The following is a 2,288-nucleotide window of genomic DNA, read 5'->3' on the forward strand; positions in this document are numbered from 1 at the left end:
ATTGGCGGCCTGCCGGAATGCCTGCTGTCCGGCCGCGAAACCGAAGTCCTGCAGCATGCGGCTCACGGCAATTCGAACAAGCGCATCGCGCGCAAGATGGACATTTCGGAACAGACAGTGAAAAGTCATATGAAGAGCATTCTGTCGAAGTTGACTGCCAACGACCGCACCCATGCGGTCACCATCGCGCTGAAGCGGGGCATCATCGACCTTTATTCAGGCCTTTAAATTTTCACAAACTTGTGCCAGAATGATTTCAAGCACTCACTGAAGAGCAACAACAAAAATCGTGTTTGATCTGGTGTCACCTGCGCTTTTCGCGCCTTCCGCGCACCCTCTGGCCCGGCCGGTTCATGCCCGCCCACTCCCCTCGAATTTGCCTGTCACGGCACCGCCGCGCCGCTGACGTTCGCGCGCGCCCACTGCGTCGCCGCGACGCATCCGTATTTCCAGTCTTATCCACAACCGAAAGGTTTGTATGTCAACCCCGCTATTTGGCATCATCGTAGTTGCGGCAGCTTTGCTGGCTCTGTTGCTGCTGTTGTTGGTATCTGGCGTTATCAAGTACATCCCTAACGACCGCATCGGCGTCGTTGAAAAACTCTGGAGCTCTTCCGGCTCCGTGCAAAGCGGACTGCTCGCCCTGAACGGCGAAGCGGGCCTGCAGCCTGAACTCATTCGCGGTGGCTTCCACTTCTTCGCGCCCTTCCAATTCCGCGTCCACATTCATCCCATGGTGTCCGTCACGCAGGGCACCATCGGCTACGTCTTCGCGCGCGATGGCATCGACCTGCCCGCCGGACAGACCCTGGCCGACAACTCGGGCACCAGCGATTTCCGCAACGTGCGCGCTTTCCTCAGCAACGGCGGCCAGAAAGGCCCGCAGCGCATGATCCTGCGCGAAGGTACGCACATCATCAATCCCGCTTTGTTCGTCGTGATGACGGAGGAAGCGACATATTCGATGTCGCTCGACGCGAAAGAAAAAATCTACTACGAGCAAATGCGCGGCCTGCTCGATGAGCGCAGCGGCTTCACGCCGGTCGTGATCAAGGAAACCACCGGCTCGCACGATTCCGACCAACTGGCCGTAGTGACGGTGCAGGACGGTCCCGGCCTGCTGAAGGACGAGCTGCTGGCGCCGGATGTAGGCGACACCCACAACGCCTTCCAGGAGCCTGAAAAATTCCTTGCCGCCGGTGGCCGCCGCGGCCGCCAGGAACGCGTGCTGGTAGAGGGTACCTACTTCATCAACCGCCTGTTTGCGACAGTGGAATTCATCAGGAAGACCGTGATCCCGGTCGGCTTTGTGGGCGTGGTGGTGTCGTACACTGGCCATAAGGGCACCGACTTATCCGGCACCGAATACACGCACGGCGAGCTGGTGGAAAGCGGCTGCCGCGGCGTGTGGCGCGACCCGCTCATGCCGGGCAAGTACGCATTCAACACTTACGCCGGCAAGATCGAGCTGGTGCCGACCACGAACTTTGTGCTGATGTGGAAGTCCGGCGAGAGCGGCTCCAGCTTCGATAAGAATCTGCGCGAGATTACGCTCATCACCAAGGACGCTTTTGAACCGCAACTGCCGCTGTCGGTCGTAGTGCACATTGACTACCGCAAGGCGCCGATGGTGGTGCAGCGTTTCGGCAATGTGGCGCAACTGGTGGAACAGACGCTGGACCCGATGGTGTCGTCGTACTTCAAAAACGTCTCGCAAACCAAGACCTTCATTGAACTGATTCAGTCGCGCAGCGAATTGCAGCATAACGCGTCGGAAGACATGAAGCTGCGCTTTCAGGCCTATTCGCTGGAGTTCCAGGAAGTCCTGATCGGCACACCGAAGCCACAGCAAGGCGACAACAAGATCGAGAACATCATGGCCCAGCTGCGTGACCGCCAGATCGCACGCGAGCAGGTCGAAACGTTCGCGCAGAAGCAGATCGCCGCCGACAAGGAGCGCGAACTGAACGAAGCCGAGCAGCGCGCCGCCAAACAAAAAGAGCTGACCGGATCGCTGGTCGATATCTCGATCAAGGAAAACCAGGGCGCTGCCAACGTGAAGGCGGCCGAGAAGCGCCGCCAGGAAATCGAAGCGCTGGCGCAGGCCGAACGCTTCAAGCAGGAGGTGGAAGGTTCCGGCCGCGCTTCCGCGATCCGCTCCGTCGGCGAAGCGGAAGCAGCAGCAATTCACGCCAAGTCCGAAGCGATGCAAGGCGAGGGCGCCGACAAGCAGTTGATGCAAACCGTGATGCTGCGCCTGGCCGAAGCCTTCGAAGCTGCGAAGGTTC

The 2,288-nt window shown here is 59.5% G+C and carries 2 protein-coding genes; both read left to right on the forward strand.

What is annotated here, in order from left to right:
- A partial coding sequence (locus AB4Z11_RS29830; protein WP_442029521.1) for a response regulator transcription factor occupies positions 1-228 on the forward strand: 228 nt, incomplete at its 5' end.
- Positions 229-478: 250 nt separating this feature from the next.
- On the forward strand, positions 479-2,288 hold a 1,810-nt coding region (locus tag AB4Z11_RS29835), incomplete at its 3' end, for an SPFH domain-containing protein (protein ID WP_442029523.1).

Origin of the sequence: Pseudoduganella sp. RAF53_2, assembly GCF_052113985.1 — a bacterium.
GTDB lineage: Bacteria > Pseudomonadota > Gammaproteobacteria > Burkholderiales > Burkholderiaceae_D > Rugamonas.